Source organism: Dietzia sp. Alg238-R159 (assembly GCF_900537145.1).
GTDB classification, from domain to species: Bacteria; Actinomycetota; Actinomycetes; order Mycobacteriales; family Mycobacteriaceae; genus Dietzia; species Dietzia kunjamensis.
The window spans coordinates 765,918-789,412 of sequence record NZ_UNRI01000002.1 but is presented as its reverse complement, the minus strand read 5'-3'; the positions used below and the strand labels follow the sequence as shown (position 1 = coordinate 789,412).

Below are 23,495 nucleotides of genomic sequence, written 5' to 3'. Positions count from 1 at the left end.
ATCAGGAGTTCCTGGCGTTCCTGCGTCAACTCGACCGCGCCTACCCGGAGGTTGACCTGCACTTGGTGATGGACAACTACGCGACCCACAAGACCCCGGCGGTGAAGGTGTGGCTGGCACAGCATCCGCGGTTCCACGTGCACTTCACCCCGACGTCCGGATCCTGGCTCAACCTCGTGGAAGTCTGGTTCGGGATCATCGACCGGCAGGCCATCCGCCGTGGTGTCTTTACATCTGTCAAGGACCTCAATGCCAAGATTCGCCAGTTCATCACGGGCTGGAACGACCGCAAACACCCGTTCGTCTGGACTAAAACTCCCGAACAGATCCTCGCGAAAGCGAACCCTAAACCAACTTCAGAAACGCGACACTAGACAGTGTTGACGAAAACTGTCAATATCGTCGTCCCGGTCGAGGAGGCCGGGTCGGGTCCGTAGGCTCAGGCCATGAGCAGCAAGAAACCCTCCGGCAAGAGCGGCAGCAAGAGCGCGTCCAAGAGCGGTGCCAAGAGCGGTGCGAAGAAGAAGGACCTCCTGCCCAGCGGTCTGGAGAAGCTGCCGAAGAAGGCCTACGAGGCCGAGCTCGAGCGGCTGCAGGCGGAGCTGGTCGAGATGCAGGCCTGGCTCCGGGAGACCGGCAACCGGATGGTGGTGGTCTTCGAGGGGCGCGACGCCGCGGGCAAGGGCTCGGCCATCAAGCGGATCACGCAGTACCTCAACCCGAGGCACGCCCGGATCGTGGCATTGCCCGCCCCGACGGAGGTGCACAAGACGCAGTGGTACTTCCAGCGCTACATCGAGCACCTGCCGGCGGCCGGGGAGATCGTGATCTTCGACCGGTCCTGGTACAACCGGGCCGGGGTGGAGCGGGTGATGGGTTTCTGCACACCCGACGAGTACCGGCGGTTCCTGCACCAGGCTCCGATCTTCGAGCGGCTGCTGGTGGAGGACGGGATCATGCTCCGCAAGTACTGGTTCTCCGTGTCCGACGAGGAGCAGGAGCGCCGGTTCCGGTCGCGCCATGACGACCCGATGCGCCGCTGGAAGCTCTCGCCGATGGACCTGGAGTCCATCACCCGGTGGGAGGACTACAGCCGGGCCAAGGACGAGATGTTCGTCCACACCGACATCCCCGAGGCGCCGTGGTTCACGGTCGAGTCCGAGGACAAGAAGCGCTCGCGGATTAACGTCATCTCGCACCTGCTGTCGACCGTGCCGTGGGAGAAGCTCGACCCGCCGGAGCTGGAGATCCCCGAGCGGCCGAAGGGTGCGGACTCGAGCTACGACCGCCCGCCGCGCGAAGAGTTCAGGTACGTGCCGGACGTGGCCTCGCAGTTGTTGGAGGGCTGAGGCGGCGGGCCCGCATCGGGGGCAGTGAAGTAGGAATTCCTAGTATCCGTGCGACGGTCGGTGGGCGGCCTGACACTATGGGGTCATGAGCGAATTCGTCAGCAGCCGGCGTGATGGCCGGATACAGCACATCGTCCTGGACCGCCCCAAGGCCCTGAACTCGCTGGACCTGTCCATGTGCCGGGCCCTGCACACGGCGCTGGACCAGGCGTCCAAGGACGAGGACGTCGAGGCCGTCGTCACCACCAGCACCTCGGAGAAGGCGTTCTGTGCGGGTGGCGACATCCGCGCGCTGCGCGACGCCGCGGCGGCCGGTGAGCACGAGAGGAACCACGAGTTCTTCTCCGAGGAGTACGCGATGGATCTGGCGTACCACACGCACCGCGTCCCCACGGTCGCCGTGATCCACGGGGTGGCCATGGGCGGAGGCCTGGGAGTCTCGATCAACGGTTCGCACCGCGTGGTGACCAAGAAGGTCATGATGGCCATGCCGGAGACGGCGATCGGCTTCATCCCGGACGTCGGCGCCAGCCACTTCCTTCCGCGCCTGTGCGGCGGCGGCGCACGCGGCCTGGCCGTGGCGATCTACCTGGGCACGACGGGCGTGCGGATGAACTCCGCCGACGCCCTCTTCACCGGCCTGGCCACCCACCTGATCGACGACGACGAGCGCAACGCCTTCGTCGACGCCGTCGCTGCCATCGGCTTGGCCGACGCGCTGAAGAGGTTCGGTCTCGAGCGCGCCGAGGCGGGGGAGTCCGCCGTCGAGGCCCGTATCGAGCGCATCGAGGACGTCTTCTCCCGCGACACCGCGCAGGAGATGATCGCGGCGCTGGAGTCCGGTGAGCAGGACGAGTGGGCCACGTCCACTCTCGAGATGTTGCGGTCGCACTGCCCCACGTCGATCGTCGCCACCATCGAGCTGCTGCGCGCCGGGGCGAAGGCGGAGGACCTGCGGGAGTGCCTGGACAACGAGCTGGCCCTGGGCGCCTGGATCACCGCCCGCCCGGACTTCGTCGAGGGCGTGCGGGCCGTCGTGATCGACAAGGACCGCAACCCCACCTGGGATCCGGCGGATCTCGATTCGGTGGACGTCGACGCCATCCGTTCGGCGCTCGCCGGGAGCTGAGCGGTTTCTCCGCGGACTGATCGGGATACGCTGAGCGGCGTCCGGCGCACGGGGCGCCGCTCGTGAGGAGCGTCATGACTAGCAGCGGAGACAACGTGGGCCCTCCGGCGGCGCCGACGCCGGAGGCGCTCGCCCCCCACGAGGAACCCAAGGGCTGGGGCATCGCCGGCGTCACGGCGGTGTCCCTCGCGGCCCTGTTCGTGGTGGTGTGGGGACTGTCCGAACATGCGAGTCTGCTGATGCCGGCGTTTCTGGCGCTGAACCTGGTCATCGCCGCCCAGCCCCTGCAGCGGCTGCTGCAGCGGGCCGGGCTGCCCCGCTGGGGGGCGATGATCATCGTCCTGCTGGTGCTCTACCTGCTGCTGGCCGCGCTGGTCGGGATGCTGGTGTGGGCATTGTGGGTCGCAGCCGAGGAGATCCCGCAGTACCAGGACAAGTTCATCGAGCTGTACGAGCAGACGATCGCGTTCCTCGGCACTTTCGGCGTGAGCGAGGATCAGGTCACCTCGAGCCTCCAGGGCGTGGACCCCACCACGATCGTCGGTACCCTGCAGAACGTCGCCGGTCAGTTGTCCTCGGCCGGCGGTCAGCTCACCGTCCTGGTCATCGCGCTGACGTTCCTCGTGTTCGACGTCCCCGGCATCACGAGGCGTCGCGCGGTGATCGCCCGGCAGCGGCCCCGGCTCGCCGACGCCCTCGGGTCGTTCACCGACGGCGTGAAGTCGTACTGGATCGTCTCCACGGTCTTCGGCCTCATCGTGGCCGTGATCGACACGGTGGCCCTGATGATCCTCGGCGTGCCGCTGGCGCTGGTGTGGGGCGTGCTCGCGTTCGTCACCAACTACATCCCCAACATCGGCTTCGTGCTGGGGCTGGTACCGCCGGCACTGTTCGCGCTGCTCACCGGGGGGCCGGTCGAGGCCATCTGGGTGGTGGTGATCTACAGCGTCGTCAACCTGGTCATGCAGAGCTTCATCCAGCCCAAGTTCACGGGCGACGCCGTGGGGCTGACCCCCACCGTGACGTTCTTGTCGTTGGTGTTCTGGTCGGCGATCGCCGGTGCGCTGGGCGCGATCCTCGCCGTCCCGCTGACGCTGGCGGTCAAGGCGTTTCTCGTGGACGCCGACCCCCGGATGGCCTGGCTCTCCACGTTCCTCACGACCCCGGACGCGGACGCCAAGCGGGACCGGCGGCGCGCGGCGCGGCTGGAGGCGGCCCACGAGGGGTAGGTCCCGCCGGCGTCGGCACCAGCCGGTGGACCCTGGCGGCCCCGCGGTCAGTCGCCCGTCTCGTCCTCTCCGACGCGGGTGAAGGTGCCCAGGCCGTTGCCGTCGAGGAGATCCACGGTCACCGTGTCGCCGTCGACGGTGACGCTGCCGCGGGAGCCGGGCGGCCAGTTCTCACCGACCGGGCTCACGGCGAAGGTGTCGCCGTCCCAGTGTTCGAGCGGCCAGACCTGCGGCCCCGGGCCCACGTCCAGCGCGAGTGAGGGGCCCGCGACCGGCGGGGCGTCCGAAACCGGGTCGTCCGATCCCCGGTCAGCCTGTGAGGCGACGCGGCGGATCTCGATCTCGCCGAAGTAGTCGTTGCGGTAGACGCCCACCAGCTCATCCGCCGGGCGCGGCGGTGCGGGGGCGGAGGGTTGCCGAGTGGAGACCAGGTCGCCGACGGGGGCCAGCAGTGGGCCGAACGCCTCGCCGTACAGCTCCCGCCACTTCAGGGTGGGGTCGCCGAACTGCGCGTAGTCCGCGAAGCGCGAATTGATGGTCTCCGCCACCCCGACGGGCGAGGCGTTGGTCAGGGTGATGATGCCGAGGTCCAGCGACGGCATCATGAGCATCGCCGTCCCGGCGCCGAGCGCGAACGCCCCGGAGTGACTCCACTCGACGCGGCCGGAGGAACTGGTGGAGATGTTGAACCCGTAGCCGTAGGTCCCGGTCCGGTCCGCCGCGGACTGCGGGGGTGAGGACACGGCCTGCGGGGTCAGAGCCTGTCGGAGTGCGTCGGAGGGGACGACCTGCGAGCCGCCGGGCCCGGCGCCGTCGGCGAGCACCATCGACATCCACCGCGCCATGTCCGTGACCGACGAGCTCAGGCCCCCCGCGGGGGCCTGGGCGTCCGGGTCACGCGCGGGATCGGCCGGGACCCAGTCGCCGGACGACTCGCCCGACTCGTCGGCGGCGGCGCGGACGTGGCCGACGACGCGGTTGTCGCGGTCGAGGAGGTCTTCGTAGGAGTAGGAGGTGTCGTCCATGTCGAGGGGGTCGAAGAGCCGCTCGCGGGCCAGCTCCGGCCACGGGGTGCCGGCCGAAACGGCCACGGCTTCGGCTCCGGCGGTGAGCCCGAAGTTGGTGTACGCGTACGAGGCGCGGAACGGCTCCAGCGGCAGGTGGCGCAGGCCGTGCAGGATCGCCGGGCGGTCGTACCCGAGGTCCTCCAGGTCGTCGCCCGCGTGCTCGGGCAACCCGGAGCGGTGCGCGAACAGGTCGCCCACCGTCACGTCGGCGGTCACGCCCGGATCGGACAGGGCGAACCACGGGAGGTGCTCGCGCACGGGAGTCGACCAGTCGACCTCACCCGCAGCGGTCTCCGCGGCCACGACGGTGGCGCTGACCGGCTTGGAGACCGACGCCATGGGGAACACCGTCCGCGCGTCGACCTCCTCGCCGGTCTCGGTGCTGCGCACGCCGAACCCCTCGGCCAACGCCACCTCGCCACCGTGCACCACCGCCACTGCGACGCCCGGGATGCCCGAGGCCTCGAGCTCCTCCTCGACGATGTCGGTCACCTTGCCGATCGCGTACTCGACCCGGTCCTCCGAGACCTCCAGTCCGGAGTAGGCCGCGGGACTCTGGCCGGGCTCCGGGTCGGGGACCGGGGTGCCGCACGCCGAGGCGGACAGGGCCACGGTGAGCCCGAGCGCCGCTGCTCCGGCGATCCGCGGGCGCCGCGAGCGACGGGGAGGGGACGGGTCCGGGGTCATTGCCTCAGATTAGTCGTCCGGCGCCGCGAATCGCCGCAACAGCGCAGGACGAGCCGGTGGTCAGCGCGCCCGTTCCCAGTTGGCGGTCCACGCCTCGGCGCCGCCCATGAGCTGACGCTCCAGCTCGGCCCGGTCGGGCCCGGCGCGGTGCAGCACGTCGGCGGCCCAATCGGCGTAGAGGCCGTACTGGGCGACCCCGTCGGTGTTGAGGTCGTACACGCGGTCACCGAACCGCCACCGGTCCATCACCTCGCCGCTGGGCGCGGTGAACGGGTACACGAGCGGGTCGCTCGCCGCGCTCGGCAGGGGCTCGGCGAGGGCGGCCAGGCCGTTGACGTCGGAGCCGAAGCCGTAGCCGGTGAACGGCCGGGCGGCGCCGGCGGTGTTCGTGCGCCACTGCTCGAGGAAGCCGGTCTCGAAGTTCTCGGTGGCCTCGGCGGGCCAGGCGAACGCGGCCACGAACCCGCCCTGCTCGTGGACCCGGCGAGTGTTGCCCTGCGTGGCCCAGGCGTGGTCCACGACCAGGCCTGTGTACCCAGCCTCAGCGGCGATGTCGAGGGTGCGGTGGGCGGTCTTGACGCCCATGTGGTCGATGTTGATCACCATGCCGCGGGCCATCATCCCGCGGATCGCGTGCTCGCCCAGCGGCGTCAGCCCGCGCACGTTGCACAGCGGGGCCTCGGGGTAGACGGGCAGTGCCGCGCCCGCCGGGGCGTCCGAGGAGGCCACCGTCAGGCCGTCGGCGACGGGCGTGGAGGCCAGGGGTTGGGCGTGGTCGGCGTCGGGACCGGCGCACGGCTCGGTCTCCCAGAACCGCTGGGTGCCCAGTTTGTTGCCGATGTTGACCGCGAGGCCGGCCAGTTCCTCGTCCATGCGGGCGCCACCGAGGGCGTTGTCGAACTTGTGTACCGGGAACACGGTCGACACGCCCCACGAGGCGAACTCGTCGAGACCCCGGTCGATGTCCTCGGTCGTGCACATCGGCACGTCGTCGACCACCCGGCACCCGAACGGCTCGGATGCCTCGACGCCCAGCGTGACCGCGAGTTTCCCGTCCGCTGCGATGGCGCGGACGTCCTCCGGCGAGCGGGCGATCCGGAACCAGCCCCGCCCGGGACCGCCGTGCTCGGCGTCGATGTGGGCCTCCATCCGCTCGAGGTAGTCCACCTGCCGGCGCAGCTGCGCCATCTCGTCGCACGGGGAGCGCGCGGGCACCCCGATCCCGGCGAGGGCCTCGCAGAGCACGCGGTTGGCCACCAGATGGTTGGTGAGCACCCGCAGTCCACCGCGCCACGCCCGCTCTATACCGGTGTAGTAGGCCTGTTCGTGCAGTTGGGACTCGTGCGACGGCCACTGCGCGAAGGTGGGGAAGCCCTGGGTCCCGCCGGGCAGGGCGGTGCCCCCGAGAACCGATTCGAGCAACGCGAAGTGCCCGGTGCCCGAGTGGCTCGGACAGTCCGCCAGCGCCTCGCCGAGGCCGCCGGGGGAGAACGGCTCGCCGCAGCGCAGGGCCCCGCCGAACGCCTGCGACGCCGCGAGGTGCGCGTGGGCGTCGACCATGCCGCTGATGGGGGAGCCGTCGGTCGGGGTCGCCGCCCGGGTCGGTGCGGTGTTCAGGGGGGCGAGTAGGGCGACGACGACGAGGAGTGCCGTCGCGGCCCACGCACGGCCTCCGGGATGTGCTGCCCTCGTCGTCGTGTCTTGTGCCGCCATGGCGTGACACTAATCCCACTCCTCGGGCAGGGGAGGGCGTTTCGCCCGGCCGGCGGGTCGGCCGGCCGGCCGGGCAGGGCTCGCGTCAGAGCTGGCGCGCCACCTCGGAGGCGACCAGGTCGAGGTGGTCCAGGTCGGACATGTCGAGCACCTGCAGGTAGATGCGCCGGGCACCGATCGCCGCGTACCGGCCGATCGTGTCCACGACCTCGTCCGGGGTCCCGGCGGCGCCGTTGGCCCGCAGTTCGTCGACCTCGCGGTTGATGGCGTCCGCCCGCCGGGCGACCTGCGCCTCGTCGCGCCCGCAGCACAAGACGAGCGCCGCCGAGCGGATGATCTCCTCGGGGGCGCGGCCGCGCGCGGCGCAGGCCTCGTCGACCCGTCGGTACTGCGTCGCCACGGTGTCGAGGTCGGCGAACGGCACGTTGAACTCGTCGGCGAACCGGGCGGCCAGCGCCGGGGTCCGCTTCCTGCCGTGACCGCCGACGATCACCGGTGGGCGCTGCTGCACGGGCTTGGGCAGGCCGGGGGAGTCCAGCATTTCCATACGCTTCCCGTGGACGGAGACCGTCTCGCCTGCGGGCGTGGACCAGAAGCTCTCCAGTGCCCCGAGGGTGTCCTCCAGCAGGTCGAACCGCTCGCCCTGCGGCGGGAAGGGGATGCCGTAGGCGGTGTGCTCGTCGGCGTACCAGCCGGCGCCGAGTCCCACGTCGAGGCGGCCACCGGACATCTCGTCGACCTGGGCCATCGAGATCGCCAGCGGGCCCGGGTGGCGGAACGTCACCGAGGTGAGCAGCGTGCCGAGCCGGATGGTCGAGGTCTCGCGGGCCAGGGCGGCGAGGGTCAGCCACGCGTCGGTGGGGCCGGGCAGTCCGCTGATGTCGCCCATCTTGAGGTAGTGGTCCGACCGGAAGAAGGCCTCGTAGCCGAGGTCTTCCGCCGCGCGGGCGACGGCGAGCTGGTCGGCATACGTCGCGCCCTGCTGGGGCTCGACGAAGACGCGGAGGCTGACCGAGGGGTCGGCTCCGGGAGAGGGCGTGGCTGCGGTGGCTGCGGGATCTGCTGGCATGACTCCCAGGATGCCCGTCCGGCGGGCGGGCAGGCTAGTTGGTGTCGGCGACCAGCGGCTCGATGGTGAGGTGTTCCATCTCCTTGGTGATGTACTGCAGCCGCCACTTGTCACCGAACAGGGCCAACAGTTCGCCGTCGGTGCGCTGGAAGACCTCGACCCCGCGCTGGCGGCCGAGTTCGCCGGCCGACTCGGCGTCGGTGCGGCGGGCGATCGTGTACGGCAGGTTGTCCACCACGACCTCGACGTTGAACTCGGCCTTCATCCGGGCCGTGACCACCTCGAACTGCATGGGGCCGACCGCGGCCATGACCGGGTTGGCGTCGCCGCGGGTGTCGTTGCGCAGGATCTGCACCACGCCCTCGGCGGCCAGCTGGTCGATGGCCTTGCGGAACTGCTTGTACTTGCCCAGTGACTGGGCGCGGACCACCGCGAAGTGCTCGGGGGCGAACTGCGGGATCGGCGGGAACTGCACCTTCCTACCGCTGTAGAGGGTGTCGCCGGGGGCGAGGGCCGTGGCGTTGACCAGGCCCACCACGTCGCCGGGGTAGGCGGTCTCCACGGTGGTGCGGTCGCGGCCGAACACCGTCAGCGCGTACTTGGTGGTGAACGGCTTGCCCGTCTGGGCGTGCTGGACCACCATGCCGCGCTCGAACTCGCCGGAGACCACGCGCATGAACGCCAGGCGGTCGCGGTGCGCGGCATCCATGCCGGCCTGGACCTTGAACACCATGGCGGAGAACGGCTCCGAGGTCTTGCGGGGCTCGCCCGAGACGGTCGGCCACTCGCGCGGCGGCGGGGCCAACTCGACGAGCGCGTCGAGGATCTGGTGGACACCGAAGTTGAGCATCGCCGAGGCGAAGATCACCGGGCTGGTCTCACCGGCCAGGTATAGCTCCTGGTCGTGGTCCTGGCCCATCGCCGAGAGCAGCTCGGACTCCTCGACCGCGGTCTCCCACACGTCGCCCTCACGCTCGGCGGCGGTGTCCGGGTCGTAGTGCTCCTCGGGGGCGATCGTCGACCCGCCGGCGGTGCGGGTGAAGTGCACGTACTCCTCGGGGGCGCCGTCGTCGCCGCGCCGCAGCAGGCCGCGGTAGTCGCCGGCGATGCCCACGGGCATGAACAGGGGGGTGGGCACGAGGCCGATCTGCTCGGTGATCTCGTCGAGCAGTTCGAGCGGCGCCCGGCCGGGCCGGTCCCACTTGTTGATCACCGTGATGATCGGCAGACCGTTGTGCTTGCACACCTGGAAGAGCTTGAGGGTCTGCGGCTCGAGACCCTTGGCGGCGTCGATGAGCATGACCGCCGCGTCGACCGCGGTGAGGACGCGGTAGGTGTCCTCGGAGAAGTCGGCGTGGCCGGGGGTGTCGACCAGGTTGATGACGTACGGGTCGTCGCCGGGGTTCGAGCCCTCCGGTGCGTAGGTGAACTGCAGCGCGGTGGAGCTGACGGAGATGCCGCGGGCCTTCTCCATCTCCATCCAGTCCGACACTGTCGAGCGGCGGCCCGACTTGCCGTGGACGGCGCCGGCCTCGGTGATCACCCGGGCGTGCAGCGCGAGCGCCTCCGTGAGCGTGGACTTGCCGGCGTCCGGATGGGCGATCACCGCGAAGGTCCTGCGGCGCGCGACTTCGGATGTGACGTCCCCGGCGGCGTCCGCACCCGTGGCGTGCCCGCCCGTTCCGGTGTCCTCGGCGGTCTCGGTCACGCGCACTCCTTCTGGCAGTCGACGGCCCTCGTCGTCGTCATCCAGCGTACGTCCGCCCACGGGTGAGCACACAATCCGGCGGTGTGACCCGCGAGGTCGGTGTGGTGCGTGAAACGCGAGGTCAGGCGCGGCGCCGGCGGGGATCGAGCGCGCCGGTCGATAGCTTTCGTAACGAGTGAGCGTGCCCCGACCGATGAACCGTGAACGACGCTACGCGCGGCCGGGTGTCGTACCCGGTCGCTACGGTGCGCACGAGCCGCGTCGGACGACGCGCAGAGGCGGGGACTGGAATGGGCGAGGGCAGTGACCGGCACGAGCTGGAGGAGCGCAGGGCCGCGCTCCGGCGGCTGCTGCCCGTGGTCGAGCGGTTGCGCGGGCTGGACGGCGTGACGTGGGCGGGCGGCCAGCGGCACCGCAACGGCGTGTATCTGGTGCGGTACCCGACCTACGACGAGGACACCCTGGCCGTGATGGAGGCGTTCGGCGGGGGCGTGCTCACCCGGCACGGGTACCTCGACGAGTTGGAGCGGCGCGGGTTGTCGGACGGCTCGCTCACCGACCTCACCGGGCTGGCCGAGCGGTCGGACGAGGACCTGACCCGCGCGCTGCTCACCTGGGTGGTCCGGTCCGAGCGGTTCGTCGACGGTGCGATCGCGGAGTCGCTGACGGAGGGATCGCTCGTGGCGCTTCTCGACCGGCTGCAGGAGCTCTATGAACTGTGACGTTGCTGAACTGTGATGTCCACGCCGGGCGCCGCGGGTCAGGGCCGGTCGCGCAGGGCGGCGAGGTAGCGGCGGGTGATCCGCTCCTGTTCGAGTCGGGCGATGGGTGCACCCAGCCGGGCGAGCAGGGTGGCGTGCGCGGATTCACCGGTGAGGGTGAGGGCGACGGCGTCGGTGACGGAATCGTGCCGGACGAGGAACGTCTCCCATCCGCGCTCGGGGTGGCCGGGTAGGGCGCGGTAGGTGAACCCCCGCGCGTCGGGGCGGTCAACGACCTCCGTGACCTCGCAGGGCGCGGCCAGTCGCAGCCACGCCCCGGGGCCTGATCGCGGCCGGAGGATGACGGTGCGGCCGGGGGTGGCGGGCCCGGTGGCGACGACGACGAGGCCCGCCCGCCGGTGCAGGTCCCAGCTGACGAGTGCTGCACTCGCGCGGCGGAAGAGATCGGCACCGGAGCCCAGGTGGGCCTCGCGCTCGAACCGCCGGGAGCGCGTCACGCGGAGTGGACCTGGTTCTGGGCCGTCTCCAGCCCGTGCTTGAGGAGGAGTTCCACGGCGTCGGCGGCGTCCTGGATGAGGAACGGCACATCGGGTTGCTCGAGCTTGGAGAAGCGCTTGAGTACGAAGTCAGCCACCGCCATGCGGCCCGGCGGACGGCCGACCCCGGCGCGGACGCGGATGTAGTCGCGGGTGCCGAGGGAGCCGGACAGCGAGCGCAGGCCGTTGTGGCCGCCCTCGCCGCCGCCGCGCTTGAGGCGGACCTGTCCGAAGTCGATGTCGATCTCGTCGTGGATCACGATGATGTCGGTGGGCGTGACCGAGAAGTACTTGGCGACCGCGGCGACAGGCCCGCCCGAGAGGTTCATGTAGCTGCGGGGGCGGGCCAGGACCACGGGCTTGTCGGCGAGCCGGGTCTGGGCGATCTCGCAGTTGGTCCGCTTGTGGGTGGAGAAGCTCGCCGGCATCGGCAGGGCGCGGGACGCCAACTCCTGCAGGACGTTCCAGCCGATGTTGTGGCGGGTGCCCTCGTAGTCGGGTCCGGGGTTGGCCAGACCCACGATGAGCGTGGGGCCGGGCGTGGGGCCGGGCGTGGAAGCGGTAGTCACGGGCCCATGATCCCAGACGGCGCCGGCCCGCCCGGGCGCACCTGTCCGATCAGTTCCGCAGCTCGGTGCGGGCGGTGTCGAGGACGGCGGCGGTGAGGGCGTCGAGGTCGGGTGACTGCAATTTCCAGTGCTGCCAGAACAGGGGGACGTCGAGGAAGTGGTCGGGGGAGACGTCCACGATCTCGCCGGAGACCAGCCACGGGGTGGCGAGGTGCTCGGGGATCAAGCCCCAGCCCAGCCCGGCGACGATCGCCCGGACGTGATCGTGCGAGCTGGGGATGAAGTGCCGCGGCCCGGTGGGTTCCCGGCGGGCCAGGCGGCGATAGTGGTTGTTCTGGTGGCCGTCGCTGCGGTCGAAGTCGACGATGGGCGCCCGGCCGAGCGCGGCGGTGGTCGAGCCGTCACGCAGGTGCCGGGCGACGAACCCGGGGCTCGCGCAGGCCAGGTACCGCATGGATCCCAGGGGCTGCGAGCGGCAACCCTGGACCGGCCGGGACTGGCTGGTCACCGCGGCCATCACCTCGCCGCGCCGCAGCAACTCGCTGGACAGGGACTCGTCCTCGCGGCGGATGTCGAAGACCACCCGGCCGGCCGCGTGGACCTCGGTCATGGCATCGAGGAACCAGGTCGCCAGCGAGTCGGAGTTGCACGCCACGGCCAAGATCACGTGTTCCTGGGCCGACGCTGGGTCGTCGAGTTCGCCGGCGAGGGATTCCTCGAGGTGGAGCATCTGCCGCGCAGTGCGCAGCACGATCTCGCCGGAGGCGGTGGCGGAGATCGGCCGCTCGCGACGGACGAGGATCCGTCCCGCGGACTCCTCGAGTGCGCGGACCCGCTGGGACACCGCCGACTGGGTGATGTGCAGGTGGGCGGCGGCGGCCTCGAACGAGCCGAGGTCCACGACGGCGGCGAGGGTGCGGAGGTGGTCCAGCTGCAGGGTGTTCATAAGCATGGCTAATGTTAGTGCAGAAAGTGCAGTGGCACTACTGATGAAACCGGGCCTACGGTGACGTCGTGACCGCTACTTCCACACTTCTCATGGGCGTCGGCATGGGCCTCGGGCTCATCGCCGCCGTCGGCGCGCAGAACGCCTACGTCCTCCAGCGTTCGATCCGTGGCGATGTGGCGATGGTTCCCATCGTGGCCTTCTGCGTGATGTCCGAGGCCGCGCTCATCCTGCTCGGGGTGGCGGGCGTGGGGGTGCTCATCGAATCGGCGCCGGCGGCGATCACGGTCATGAAGTGGATCGGGGTCGTGTTCCTGCTGGCCTACGGGGCGTTCGCCGCGTCCCGCGCGATCCGGCCCGGCGACGGGTTGCAGGTCGACGGCAACGCGCGGGTCCCGTCGACGCTCGGGGCGCTGGCGGCGTGCGCGGCGTTCACCTGGCTCAACCCGCACGCCTACCTCGACTGCGTGGTGTTCCTCGGCACGCTCGCCAACCAACAGGGGACCGACCTGCGCTGGGTGTTCGCGGCCGGGGCCTTCATCGCGGGCGTGCTGTGGTTCTCGCTCATCGGGTTCGGTGGCAAGGCGTTGCGGGGGCTGTTCGCCAGGCCCGGGGCGTGGCGGGTGCTCGACGCCGGCATCGCCGTGATGATGCTGGTCCTGGCGATCGGCCTCGTCCGCGGCTGATGCCGAGCCCTCGGCGTGGAGGGGCCGGGCCGGCGAAATACGGGACGGGCCCGGCACGACGCTGTGGTCGTTCCGGGCCCGTGGCCGGGTGCCGCCGGTCAGGCGGCGTCCGCGTGATTCACGCGGGGGAGGATCAGCCCTCCTCGGCGGCCTTCGCGGCGTCCTCGGCGGCCTCGCCCTGGGGCGCAGCCTCCTCGTCTTCCTCGAGGTCGGACTCGGACGGCGCCTCGATCACGTTGACCAGCAGGGTCTCCGGGTCGGAGACCAGCGTGGCGCCGGCGGGAAGCGTGATGTCGGCGGCGGTGAACTGGGTGCCGGCCTCGACGTCCTCCACCGAGAGCGTGAACTCCTCGGGGATGTCGGTGGCCTCGACCTCGATCTCGATGTAGTCGGCGTCCGTCGTGACCAGGGTGCCGGGGGCGGCCTCACCCTCGAGGACGACGTAGACCTCGACGACGACCTTCTCGCCCTTGCGCACGACGAGAAGGTCGGTGTGCTCGATGATGCGGGTCAGCGGGTGCACGTCGATCTGCTTGGGCAGCGCGAGCTGCTCCTCGCCCTCGATGTCGAGGGTGAGCAGGGAGTTGGTGCCGTGCGCGCGGAGGACGGCGGCGAACTCGAGCGCGTCGAGCAGCAGGTGGCGGGGCTCGGTGTGGTGGCCGTACAGCACCGCGGGGACCTTGCCCTCACGACGGGCGCGGCGGGCGGAGCCCTTGCCGAACTCGGTGCGGGTGGAGGTCTTGAGGTTGTTGATTTCCTTGGCCATGACTGCCTTTTCGTCGGGTGGGAGAGCGGGACGCCCTGCGGGTGATGACCTCCTCGGCGATCGAGACGATCGCCGGGCCGGTCCACCGGGACCACGCCGACAATGATCGCGTCGATAACGGAGTAACCCGGGTTGATGCGGGTCCTCCCTCGCCGAGATGACCCGACCAGCCTAGCGCCGAGGGGTGCGGGGCCCAAAATCGCGTCGAGCCCGCCGCTCTCGGATGAGAGCGCAGCGGGCTCGACGCAGGCGAGGCGCCGTCAGCGATGGGACGTCAGAGGATCTCCTCGACCGCCGCCGTGGGACGCGCGAGGCGGGTGCCCTTGTCGGTGACGACGAAGGGCCGCTCGATGAGCCGGGGGTGGGCGACCATCGCGGCGAGCAGGTCGTCATCCGAGGCGTCGATGAGGCCGAGCTCGGTGAACTCGGCTTCCTTGACCCGCACCGCCTCCCGCACCGTCAGGCCGGCGTCGGCGATGAGGGTGCGCAGCTGCTCGACGTCCGGGGGAGTGTCGAGATACTTGATGACCGTCGGCTCCACACCCCGCTCGCGAAGCAGCTCCAGCGCCTGCCGGGACTTGGAGCAGCGGGGGTTGTGGTAGATCGTGGCGCGCCCCGCCGGGTCCGCGGTCATGTCAGGCGTTCCCGTTGAAGAGGCTGGTCACCGACCCGTTCTCGAAGACCTCGTGGATGGTCCGGGCCAGCAGCGGCGCGATGGACAGCACGGTGAGGTTCTCGAACCGCTTCTCCGGCGGGATCGGCAGCGTGTCGGTGGTGATGACCTCCTTGGCCCCGCAGTTGGCGAGACGCTCGGCGGCCGGATCGGAGAAGATGCCGTGGGTGGTGGCGATGATGACGTCGCCGGCACCGGCGTCCTTGAGGACCTTGACGGCGCCGGCGATGGTGCCACCGGTGTCGATCATGTCGTCCATCAGGACGCAGGTCTTGCCCTCTACGTCACCGACCACGCGGTTGGACTTCACCTGGTTGGGCACGTTGGGATCGCGGGTCTTGTGGACGAACGCGAGCGGCGCGCCGTCGAGGGCGTCGGCCCACTTCTCGCCCACCTTGACGCGGCCGGCGTCGGGGGAGACCACGACGATGTTGTCCGTCCCGTAGTGCTGCCGGACGTAGTCCGAGAGCTGGCCCTGGGCGTGCATGTGGTCCACGGGACCGTCGAAGAAGCCCTGGATCTGGTCGGTGTGCAGGTCGACCGTGATGATGCGGTCCGCGCCGGCGGCCTTGAGCAGGTCCGCGATGAGACGGGCCGAGATCGGCTCGCGGCCGCGGTGCTTCTTGTCCTGCCGCGCGTACGGGTAGAACGGCAGGACAGCGGTGATCCGCTTGGCGCTTCCCCGCTTGAGCGCGTCGATCATGATGAGCTGCTCCATGATCCACTTGTTCAGCGGCGCCGGGGCACTCTGCAGCACGAACGCATCACAGCCGCGGACGGACTCCTCGAAGCGGACGAAGATCTCGCCGTTGGCGAAGTCCCTGGCGGTCTGGGGGGTGACCTCGACGCCCAGTTCGGCGGCGACCTGGTCGGAGAGTTCGGGGTGCGCGCGCCCCGCGAAAAACATCAGGTTCTTCTGGTTGTCGATCCACTCGCTCACTGCGTGAGTCCGTCCTTCTGGGAGTCGTTCCGGGCACGACGGGCGGCCTCTGCCGAACCGGAATCGGGCCGGTTCTCGATCACCCAGTCGTCGATGTTCCTCTGTCGTCCGCCCGAGACCGCGAGGGCTCCGGGTGGGACGTCGTCCTTGATCACGGTACCCGCGCCCGAATAGGCCCCGTCTCCGACGGTCACAGGTGCGACGAACATGGTGTCCGAACCGGTGCGGCAGTGATCGCCGATCACTGTACGGTTCTTGTTCACCCCGTCGTAATTGACGAACACGCTCGACGCCCCGATGTTGGTGTGCTCGCCGATCGTCGCGTCGCCCACGTAGGTCAGGTGCGGCACCTTGGTGTTCGCCCCGATCGTCGACTTCTTGACCTCGACGAACGTGCCGATCTTGCTCCGCTCGCCCAGGTCCGCCTCGGGCCGCAGGTAGGCGAACGGGCCCACCTCCGCGCCAGCCCCGATTGTGGCGCGCACCGCATGTGAACGCACGACCGTGGCGCCCTCGCCGACCACGGTGTCCTGCAGCGTGGTGTCCGGTCCGACGGTCGCACCGTCGCCGATCTCGGTGGCGCCCGTCAGATGGGTGCCCGGCAGGATCGTCACGTCGCGGCCCGTGGCCACGCCGACGTCGAGCCACGTGCTGGACGGGTCGACGATCGTCGCGCCGCCCCGCATCGCCGACTCGCAGAGGCGACGGTTCATCTCGCCGGCCAGGGCTGCGAGCTGCACGCGATCATTGACGCCCGCGACCAGATCGGGGTCCTCGACACGGTGCCCGCGGATGAGGCCGTTGTCGCGCCGCGCGAGCTGGATGACGTCGGTGAGGTACAGCTCGCCCTGCGAATTGTCCGTGCCCAGCTGCCCGAGCTTGTCCCGCAGGACGAGGGCGTCGAAGGCGTAGATGCCGGAGTTGACCTCGTCGATCGCCCGCTCGTCCTCCGAGGCGTCCTTGTGCTCGACGATCCGCAGCACCTCGCCGTCGTCGTTCCTCACGATGCGGCCGTACCCCGTGGGGTCGGGCGCCGTCGACGTCAGGACGGTGACCGCGGCGCGCGGTCGCAGGTCGTGGCGCGTCACGACCTCGCGCAGGGTGTCGGCGTCGAGCAGGGGGATGTCCGAGGTGGTGACGAGCACGGTGCCCGAGAAGTCGGCGGGCAGTCCCGACATGCCGGCCGCCACGGCGTCGCCCGTCCCGTTCTGCTCCTCCTGCACCGCGGTGGAGACCGGAACGCCGAGCTCGGCCGACAACTCGTCGACCGCCGCCGAGACCTGGTCGCGCTGATGGCCGACGACCACGACGATCGCGTCCGGTTCGAGCCCCGCCGCGGCGTGCAGTGCGTGGCCGAGCATCGTCCGCCCGCACACCCGGTGCAGCATCTTGGGCGTGGCGCTCTTCATGCGGGTGCCGGAGCCGGCGGCCAGGACGATGACCGCGGTCTGCGTGTGTTCGGGCGCTGAACGGTCGGTCTCGGGTGTGGTCATCAAGTCTCCTCGGCGCGCGGCGCGCACGGTGGTGGTGATGGATGGGTCCGGGTACGTCCGGCGAGCGGACAGGGTCCCAAGGCGGACAGAGCCCCAAGGATAGAGGGTGACTCCGACGATTCGAACCGTCTTGAGGCGGAGTAGCCTGCCCCGCGTGTCAGTCCTGAGGCGCCAGTTGGCGGATACGCGGCCACTGCGGCAGCCGGACTTCCGCAGGCTGTGGCTCGCCAACATCGTCACGGTCATCGGGGCGCAGTTGTCGATCGTCGCGGTGCCGCAGCAGGTCTTCGAGATCACCCGCAGCTCTGCGTATGTGGGGCTCACCGGCGTGTTCGCGCTGGTGCCGCTCGTGGTGTTCGGCCTGTGGGGCGGTGCGCTGGCCGACGCCCTCGACCGGCGTCGCCTGCTCATGGTCACCACCACCGGGCTGATCGTGACCTCACTGCTGTTCTGGGCGCAGGCCGCGGCGGGCAACCGGAACGTCTGGGTGGTGATGGTGCTCCTGTCCGTGCAGCAGGCGTTCTTCGCGGTCAACCAGCCCACCCGCTCGGCGATCATCCCCCGGATCGTCCCCTCCGACCAGCTGGCCTCCGCCTCGGCCCTGAACATGACCGTGATGCAGTTCGGGGCGATCGTCGGGCCCCTGTCCGCGGGCATCCTCATCCCGGTCCTGGGACTGTCCACGATGTACCTGTTCACCGCCGTCGCGCTTCTGGCCACCCTGTACGCGGTGTTCCGGCTCCCGCCGCAGCCGGTGGCGGGGGAGCGGGGGTCGGTGGGGCTGCGGTCGGTGATCGACGGGTTCGCGTACCTGGCCACCCGCCGCATCCTCCTGGCCTCGTTCCTCGTGGACATCGTCGCGATGGTCTTCGGCATGCCGCGGGCACTGTTCCCGCAGATCGCCACCGAGTCCTTCGGCGACCCCGCGACGGGCGGGACCGCCCTCGGTCTGTTGTTCGCCGCGATGAGCGTGGGCGCCGTGGCCGGCGGGGTGTTCTCCGGGTGGATCCCTCGCGTGCGCCGGCAGGGCCTGGCGGTGCTGGTGTGCGTGGCGCTGTGGGGCGCGGCGATGGTCGCGTTCGGGGTGTTCGTGGGCGCGGCCTCGCCCGGCGGCTCCGCGTGGTGGCTGTGGCTGGCGCTCGCCGCGCTCGCGTTCGGCGGAGCCGTCGACATGATCTCGGCCGCGTTCCGCCAGGCGATCCTGCTGGATTCGGCCACCGACGAGATGCGCGGCCGTCTGCAGGGCGTGTTCATCGTGGTCGTGGCCGGTGGCCCGCGGATCGGCGACGTCGCGCACGGCGTGGCGGCGGCCTCGGTCGGCACGGCGGTCGCCGCGTCGGGTGGTGGCGTGCTGGTGGTGATCGGCGTGGTGATCTGCGCGATCGCTTTCCCGGCGTTCTTGCGCTACACCGTCCGCAGCGCGGTCGAGCGGAGCACCAAGGGTTAGACCGCCGGGTACTGCTCGCGGCGCAGGAACCGCGCCAGGTGCACCGCGTTGGACGACAGCGTGGTGATGGTCGAGGCCACGGCCGACGGCGTGGAGTCGAGGTCCTTGTAGTCCACCGGGTTCATGGCCTCGTTGTTCCAGTAGGTGCAGCCCTGCGCCGGGATCGTGAACCCGATGTCGTTGAGGCCCTGGAACATGTCGGCGACGATCTTGTGCGCGCCGTCCTCGTTGCCCACCACCGCGACCACGGCGACCTTGCCGAACATCGCGGGACGGCCCTCGTCGTCGGCGGCCGACAGCTGCGCGTCGAGACGCTCCAGCACCCGCTGCGCGATGCTGGACGGATTGCCGAGCCACGTCGGCGTGGACAACACGAGGACGTCGGCGGTTCGGACCTTCTCGAGGATGGCGGGCCACTCGTCGCCGTCGCCCATGTCGTCGTCGACCCCCGGACGGACGTCGAAGTCCGCGACCCGGACGGTCTCCCCGGTCACGCCGTGACCGGCGAGTTCGTCGAGGACCTGCCGGGCGATGAGGTCGCTGCTCGACTCGGCGGGCGAGGCCTTGAGCGAGCACACCAGGGCGAGTGCCTTGAGATCGGTGTCCATACCCGGACGATAGGACCACCCCACCCGCCGGACAACCGGTTCCGCGGGCCCGCGCCACCATGACCGGTGGAGGGCCGCGGGTGCGCCCCCTACGGTGGGGCCACTACGGCTGACGAGCGGAAGGGGCACGCGTATGACCACGGACAGGACGGTGGCCGACCTCGTCGTCGAACGACTGGTGGCCTGGGACGTCGAACGGATCTACGGCTACGCCGGAGACGGCAACAACCCCCTGCTCGGAGCGCTGCGCCGCTCCGACATCGCCCCGGCGTTCGGGCGCGCTCGGCACGAGGAGTCCGCCGCGTTCATGGCGGTGGCCGACGCCAAGTACTCGGGCGCGGTCGGCGTGGTGACCTCCACGCAGGGCCCCGGCGCGATGCACCTGATCAACGGGCTGTACGACGCCAAACTCGACAGCGTGCCGGTGGTGGCCCTGGTCGCGCAGCAGCACACCAGCGTGCTCGGCTCCGGCTACCAGCAGGAGATCAACCTCGGCAACGTGTTCGCGGACGTCGCCGGCCCGTACCTGCAGACCGTCGCGTCGGCCGAGCAGGTGCCGCTGGTGGTCGACCGGGCGTTCCGGTCCGCGCTCACGCACCGCACGCCGGTGGTGGTGATCCTTCCCCACGACGTGCAGAACGCGCCCGGGCCGGAGCTGGGCGAGGACCTCGGCCAGGAGCACGGGGTGGTGGTCACCGCTCCCGAGTGGACGCACGGGGTCACCGTCCCGCGCGATGACGACGTGGCGCGCGCGGTGGAGGTGCTCGACGCGGGGGAGCGGATCGCGATCCTCGCGGGGCGCGGCGCGGCCGGGGCCCAGGGCGAGCTCATGGAACTCGCGGACCGGCTGGGCGCCGGCGTGACGATGAGCCTGTTGGGCAAGCCGTACGTCGACGAATCGTCGCCGCTGGTGGGTGGGACCATGGGGCATCTGGGGACGACGGCGAGCGCGCGCATCCTCCAGAACTGCGACACCCTCCTGATCGTCGGTTCGAACGACCCCTGGACGGAGTTCTACCCGGAGCCCGGGCAGGCGCGGGCCGTGCAGATCGACCTGGACCCGGTACACCTGGCGAACCGGTACCCGATCGAGGTGGGCCTGGTCGGCGATGCCGCGCCCGCGCTGCGTGAGCTGCTCGGGCGGGTGGCCGGGAAGGACCGCTCCGCCTGGCGTCGCGACGTCGAGAAGTGGGTGCGCCAGTGGCGGGAGATCTCCCGGATGCGCTCCGAGGTGCCCGCACGCGGACTCAACCCCGAGCTGGTCGCCCGGCGGCTGGCCGACCACATACCGCACGACGCGCGCCTCGCCGTGGACGTGGGCAGCAGTGTCTACCACTACGTGCGTCAGATGGACCTGCCCACCTCCGTGCCCGCGCACCTGTCGTCGACGCTGGCCTCGATGGGCTGCGGTATCCCGTACGCGATCGCCGCCAAGGCCGCCGCACCCGCCAAGCCGGTGGCCGTGCTGGCCGGCGACGGCGCGGTGCAGATGCTCGGTATCAACGAGCTGATCACCGTGGCCGAGGCGTGGCCCGCCTGGGAGGACCCGACCATGGTGATCGTGGTGCTCAGCAACCGCGATCTGGCAGAGGTGAGCTGGGAGCAGCGGGAGAGCGAGTCGCAGCCGCGGTTCGCGCGGTCGCAGGAGGTGCCGGAGTTCGACATGGCCGCCTACGCCGAGCTGCTCGGCCTGCGGGGGATCCGGGTCGAGGACCCCGACCAGCTGGCGCCGGCGCTGGAGGAGGCGTTCTCCGCGGACCGGCCCACGGTCATCGACGCGATCACCGATCCGGACGTCCCGCTGCTGCCGCCGTTTCCGCACGGCCGCGAGATGCTCGAGTCGATGCGTACCGGCCTGCAGGCCGAGGGCGCCGCGGGCGAGCACGCCCTCGATCTACTGGAGACATATGCACGGATGGAGAAGGAGCGGTTCACGTGACGGGGACAAACGGACCAGGCCAGCCCGACGAGCCTGACTTCCGGCCCGACGCCGAGGTGGAGCGCACGCCGCGTCGCTCGCGGCAGCCCGCGCTGGCGGTGCTGGCAGTGGTGGCGATCCTGCTGCTCGTGCTGGCGGTGGGGATCTTCGGCGGGATCTTCTAGTACGCCGAAGACCCCCGGGCTACTGCGCGATCCGGATGACCGACCGTAGGACCGTGCCTTCGCGCAGCCGGTCGTACGCGGCCGCGCAGTCGTCTAGGGGCACGACTTCGCTGACGTAGCGTACGGCCATCCTCCTCGGCTCGAAAAGGAAGCGGCGGGAAACCTTGGGCGGTTCAAGGGCGAGGGCTGATCGTTTGCGCAGGTCACAAGTGGCTACATTGTGGGCTACAGTGCCCCGCCCGGGGGAGGTTGCGGGGCGCAAGCTGACGACCGCTTGCGGTGCTGGTGGCGGCAGGTTACCGGCTAGTGGCTCCCCCGCCAGGACTCGAACCTGAAATGCCTGAACCAAAATCAGGAGTGTTGCCAATTACACCATGGGGGAACGGCCCGCGCGCGGGCCACTCCCCAGTCTGGCATACGAGCACGGCCCCACTGCCGCCTACCTGTTCCCGGATGGGTGGCCTGGCCGGTAGCAGCCCACACGGGGGAGTCCGACCCCCTGATCGGTCGGCCGCGTTCACTGCTCCGACTAGGCTTTTCCGTCGAGGGAGGCGACACCACATGACAGGTCAGTCGGAAATGACGCCGGCGCCGCGTACCAGGATGTCAGCGGCGAAACGCCGGCAGCAGTTGGTCGAGGTGGGCCGTCGGATTTTCGCCGAGTACGGCTACGACGCGGCCACTGTCGAGGAGATCGCGTCGGTCGCAGGCGTGTCCAAGCCGGTCGTCTACGAGCACTTCGGCGGCAAGGAGGGCCTGTACGCGGTGGTGTGTGACCGCGAGCTGGCCTATCTGGGTGCCGAGATCACCGAGGCATTGGAGGGCGAGGGGTCGCGCCGCCGCATCGAGCGCGCCGCGATGGCGCTGCTTCGCTACGTGGAGGAGCGCACCGACGGGTTCCGGATCCTGGTGCGTGATTCGTCGCTGAACAACGGTGGCTCGTACTCGACGCTGCTCAACGATGCCACGGCCAGTGTCACCTACATCCTCGAGGAGGAGTTCGTGGCTCGCGGGTTCGACCCGATCACCACGAACGTCTATGCCCAGGCCCTGGTCGGCATGGTCTCCGGCACCGCGCAATGGTGGCTTGATGAGCGGACTCCGCCCAAGGAGGAGGTGGCCGCGCATATCGTCAATCTCTGCTTCAACGGCCTGTCGCACCTCGATCCCGCGCCGTCGCTCGAGTCAGGTGTCATGGCGAAATACTCCAGCCGCAGTCATCCGGCCGGCGACTCGGCCGGGCGCGATCTGCGCCCGGGGCCGGCTCGGCCCTGAGCGCAGAGAACGAAGCCCCCGCGGCCCTCGAATAGCGGGCAGCGGGGGCATCCGTGTCAGCAGGTTCGGCAGTAACGGCCTGCCTGAACGGTCGGCCCGAGAATCAGACCTCGTCGGCCACCGGGGCGCTCGAGAGCTTGGCGGCATCGCTGCGTAAACGGAACGAGACGGCGATCATGATCAAACCGACGATCACGCCGAACCAACCGGCGAACGGCAGGAAATTCTCGATGGTCGACGGCCCGAACAGCGCCAGGCCGAGTCCCACCACGGCGATCACAACGCCGACCGCACCCATAATCCACGCGTTGGCGACGACGGTCCGGAGGGTGGACGCGCCGTAGGCCAGCAACGCACCGGAGGCGATCAGCCAGATCGCGAAGAGCAGCACCAGCGCGGTCACGGTGATGGACGGCCAGAACAGCACGACCAGGCCGAGCACGATGAAGAGCGCGCCGGCCCCGATGAACAGGCTCGAGGAGCCACTGTGCCCGCGCAACCCCAGTCCCGTGGTGATGGTCATGGCGCCGTCGGCGATCGCGAACGCCGCCACGAGGAACACGGCGAGCGTGAGGCTCGAGCCGGGGGCGACCAGCGCGGTGATGCCGAGTACGAGCGCCAGGACACCGCGAATCAGCTGGACCCACCAGTTACGGGTGAGGGACGTGATCATTGCTTCCACCTCTCTGTCAGCGGGCTCTCAGCCCGTACGCCTAGTGATCATGCCCGTAATTCGGATCTACGGCAGTCCACTGTGAGGCATTGGACTCTAGTAGGTAT

At 70.3% G+C, this 23,495-nt stretch carries 23 protein-coding genes and 1 tRNA gene; 10 read left to right on the top strand and 14 right to left on the bottom strand.

All coding sequences use genetic code 11. The annotated features are described in order from the left end of the window. The 4 genes from G6R20_RS08410 to G6R20_RS08395 form a co-directional block, all read left to right on the top strand. Window positions 1–374, top strand: a 374-nt coding sequence (locus G6R20_RS08410) for a transposase (RefSeq protein ID WP_205475768.1), incomplete at its 5' end; no start/stop codon positions are given. A gap of 72 nt (window positions 375–446) precedes the next feature. Continuing rightward, on the top strand, window positions 447–1,349 hold the full coding sequence (gene ppk2, locus G6R20_RS08405) for a polyphosphate kinase 2 (RefSeq protein WP_235027705.1): 903 nt from the start codon (window positions 447–449) through the stop codon (window positions 1,347–1,349). Between the two features lie 85 nt (window positions 1,350–1,434). After that, complete coding sequence (locus G6R20_RS08400) at window positions 1,435–2,478, top strand: enoyl-CoA hydratase/isomerase family protein (protein WP_069390334.1); 1,044 nt, start codon at window positions 1,435–1,437, stop codon at window positions 2,476–2,478. 74 nt (window positions 2,479–2,552) lie between these two features. Further along, window positions 2,553–3,707 carry an AI-2E family transporter gene (locus tag G6R20_RS08395; protein WP_163376058.1) on the top strand — a complete coding sequence of 385 codons (1,155 nt, stop codon included), beginning with the start codon at window positions 2,553–2,555 and terminating at the stop codon, window positions 3,705–3,707. A 47-nt stretch (window positions 3,708–3,754) separates the two neighbouring features. On the opposite strand, the gene G6R20_RS08390 is transcribed toward G6R20_RS08395, so the two are convergent. The 4 genes from G6R20_RS08390 to G6R20_RS08375 all read right to left on the bottom strand — a co-directional run bounded on the left by G6R20_RS08390 (window position 3,755) and on the right by G6R20_RS08375 (window position 9,951). Continuing rightward, on the bottom strand, window positions 3,755–5,461 hold the full coding sequence (locus G6R20_RS08390; RefSeq protein WP_067713334.1) for a serine hydrolase domain-containing protein: 1,707 nt from the start codon (window positions 5,459–5,461) through the stop codon (window positions 3,755–3,757). Between the two features lie 60 nt (window positions 5,462–5,521). Next, on the bottom strand, window positions 5,522–7,174 hold the full coding sequence (locus G6R20_RS08385; RefSeq protein ID WP_240341328.1) for a hypothetical protein: 1,653 nt from the start codon (window positions 7,172–7,174) through the stop codon (window positions 5,522–5,524). 85 nt (window positions 7,175–7,259) lie between these two features. Next, window positions 7,260–8,243: an LLM class F420-dependent oxidoreductase gene (locus tag G6R20_RS08380; RefSeq protein ID WP_163376057.1), complete on the bottom strand. Its 984-nt coding sequence runs from the start codon at window positions 8,241–8,243 to the stop codon at window positions 7,260–7,262. 34 nt (window positions 8,244–8,277) lie between these two features. Beyond that, a complete protein-coding gene (locus G6R20_RS08375) occupies window positions 8,278–9,951 on the bottom strand; it encodes a peptide chain release factor 3 (RefSeq protein ID WP_069389947.1) in 1,674 nt (557 codons plus the stop codon). 290 nt (window positions 9,952–10,241) lie between these two features. Between G6R20_RS08375 and G6R20_RS08370 the strand changes: the two genes are divergently transcribed. Next, complete coding sequence (locus G6R20_RS08370) at window positions 10,242–10,673, top strand: DUF6508 domain-containing protein (RefSeq protein WP_069389948.1); 432 nt, start codon at window positions 10,242–10,244, stop codon at window positions 10,671–10,673. A 38-nt stretch (window positions 10,674–10,711) separates the two neighbouring features. Here the strand turns inward: G6R20_RS08370 and G6R20_RS08365 are convergent, their stop codons facing one another. Genes G6R20_RS08365 through G6R20_RS08355 form a run of 3 tightly spaced genes read right to left on the bottom strand, consistent with a single transcriptional unit; the run spans window position 10,712 to window position 12,724 of the window. Beyond that, window positions 10,712–11,170, bottom strand: coding sequence for a DUF1990 domain-containing protein (locus G6R20_RS08365; RefSeq protein ID WP_120283914.1), 459 nt, complete (start codon window positions 11,168–11,170; stop codon window positions 10,712–10,714). Continuing rightward, window positions 11,167–11,778 carry an aminoacyl-tRNA hydrolase gene (pth, locus tag G6R20_RS08360; RefSeq protein ID WP_120283912.1) on the bottom strand — a complete coding sequence of 204 codons (612 nt, stop codon included), beginning with the start codon at window positions 11,776–11,778 and terminating at the stop codon, window positions 11,167–11,169. Before pth ends, G6R20_RS08365 begins: the two co-directional genes overlap by 4 nt. 49 nt (window positions 11,779–11,827) lie before the next feature. Further along, window positions 11,828–12,724 (bottom strand): LysR family transcriptional regulator ArgP, encoded by an 897-nt coding sequence (locus G6R20_RS08355; protein ID WP_096907121.1) that lies wholly within the window; start codon window positions 12,722–12,724, stop codon window positions 11,828–11,830. A gap of 68 nt (window positions 12,725–12,792) precedes the next feature. Between G6R20_RS08355 and G6R20_RS08350 the strand changes: the two genes are divergently transcribed. Further along, window positions 12,793–13,410: a LysE family transporter gene (locus tag G6R20_RS08350; RefSeq protein ID WP_163376056.1), complete on the top strand. Its 618-nt coding sequence runs from the start codon at window positions 12,793–12,795 to the stop codon at window positions 13,408–13,410. A gap of 133 nt (window positions 13,411–13,543) precedes the next feature. Here the strand turns inward: G6R20_RS08350 and G6R20_RS08345 are convergent, their stop codons facing one another. The 4 genes from G6R20_RS08345 to glmU all read right to left on the bottom strand — a co-directional run bounded on the left by G6R20_RS08345 (window position 13,544) and on the right by glmU (window position 17,282). After that, the gene (locus tag G6R20_RS08345; protein ID WP_069389953.1) at window positions 13,544–14,176 is read right to left on the bottom strand and encodes a 50S ribosomal protein L25/general stress protein Ctc; all 633 of its coding nucleotides are present in this window, start codon (window positions 14,174–14,176) and stop codon (window positions 13,544–13,546) included. Between the two features lie 274 nt (window positions 14,177–14,450). Next, window positions 14,451–14,810: an arsenate reductase (glutaredoxin) gene (arsC, locus tag G6R20_RS08340; protein WP_132061728.1), complete on the bottom strand. Its 360-nt coding sequence runs from the start codon at window positions 14,808–14,810 to the stop codon at window positions 14,451–14,453. 1 nt (window position 14,811) lies between these two features. Further along, window positions 14,812–15,789: a ribose-phosphate diphosphokinase gene (locus tag G6R20_RS08335; protein WP_067713365.1), complete on the bottom strand. Its 978-nt coding sequence runs from the start codon at window positions 15,787–15,789 to the stop codon at window positions 14,812–14,814. Next, the gene (gene glmU / locus G6R20_RS08330) at window positions 15,786–17,282 is read right to left on the bottom strand and encodes a bifunctional UDP-N-acetylglucosamine diphosphorylase/glucosamine-1-phosphate N-acetyltransferase GlmU (protein ID WP_154828257.1); all 1,497 of its coding nucleotides are present in this window, start codon (window positions 17,280–17,282) and stop codon (window positions 15,786–15,788) included. Before glmU ends, G6R20_RS08335 begins: the two co-directional genes overlap by 4 nt. Window positions 17,283–17,445: 163 nt before the next feature. On the opposite strand from glmU, the gene G6R20_RS08325 reads away from it, so the two are divergent. Next, on the top strand, window positions 17,446–18,729 hold the full coding sequence (locus G6R20_RS08325) for an MFS transporter (protein ID WP_163376115.1): 1,284 nt from the start codon (window positions 17,446–17,448) through the stop codon (window positions 18,727–18,729). On the opposite strand, the gene G6R20_RS08320 is transcribed toward G6R20_RS08325, so the two are convergent. Further along, window positions 18,726–19,337 carry an NAD(P)H-dependent oxidoreductase gene (locus G6R20_RS08320; protein ID WP_096907125.1) on the bottom strand — a complete coding sequence of 204 codons (612 nt, stop codon included), beginning with the start codon at window positions 19,335–19,337 and terminating at the stop codon, window positions 18,726–18,728. The two genes, G6R20_RS08325 and G6R20_RS08320, sit on opposite strands and share 4 nt — an antisense overlap. Before the next feature lie 133 nt (window positions 19,338–19,470). Between G6R20_RS08320 and G6R20_RS08315 the strand changes: the two genes are divergently transcribed. Beyond that, a complete protein-coding gene (locus G6R20_RS08315) occupies window positions 19,471–21,276 on the top strand; it encodes a thiamine pyrophosphate-requiring protein (RefSeq protein WP_163376055.1) in 1,806 nt (601 codons plus the stop codon). Continuing rightward, on the top strand, window positions 21,273–21,440 hold the full coding sequence (locus tag G6R20_RS08310) for a hypothetical protein (RefSeq protein WP_163376054.1): 168 nt from the start codon (window positions 21,273–21,275) through the stop codon (window positions 21,438–21,440). The genes G6R20_RS08315 and G6R20_RS08310 overlap by 4 nt, the downstream gene beginning before the upstream one ends. Window positions 21,441–21,747: 307 nt before the next feature. Here G6R20_RS08310 and G6R20_RS08305 read toward each other — a convergent pair. Continuing rightward, window positions 21,748–21,822, bottom strand: a tRNA-Gln gene (locus tag G6R20_RS08305). Between the two features lie 179 nt (window positions 21,823–22,001). On the opposite strand from G6R20_RS08305, the gene G6R20_RS08300 reads away from it, so the two are divergent. After that, entirely contained in the window at window positions 22,002–22,715 is a 714-nt protein-coding gene (locus G6R20_RS08300) for a TetR/AcrR family transcriptional regulator (protein ID WP_240341327.1), read from the top strand. 103 nt (window positions 22,716–22,818) lie between these two features. On the opposite strand, the gene G6R20_RS08295 is transcribed toward G6R20_RS08300, so the two are convergent. After that, the gene (locus tag G6R20_RS08295; protein WP_163376053.1) at window positions 22,819–23,388 is read right to left on the bottom strand and encodes a DUF308 domain-containing protein; all 570 of its coding nucleotides are present in this window, start codon (window positions 23,386–23,388) and stop codon (window positions 22,819–22,821) included. Window positions 23,389–23,495 lie beyond the last annotated feature (107 nt).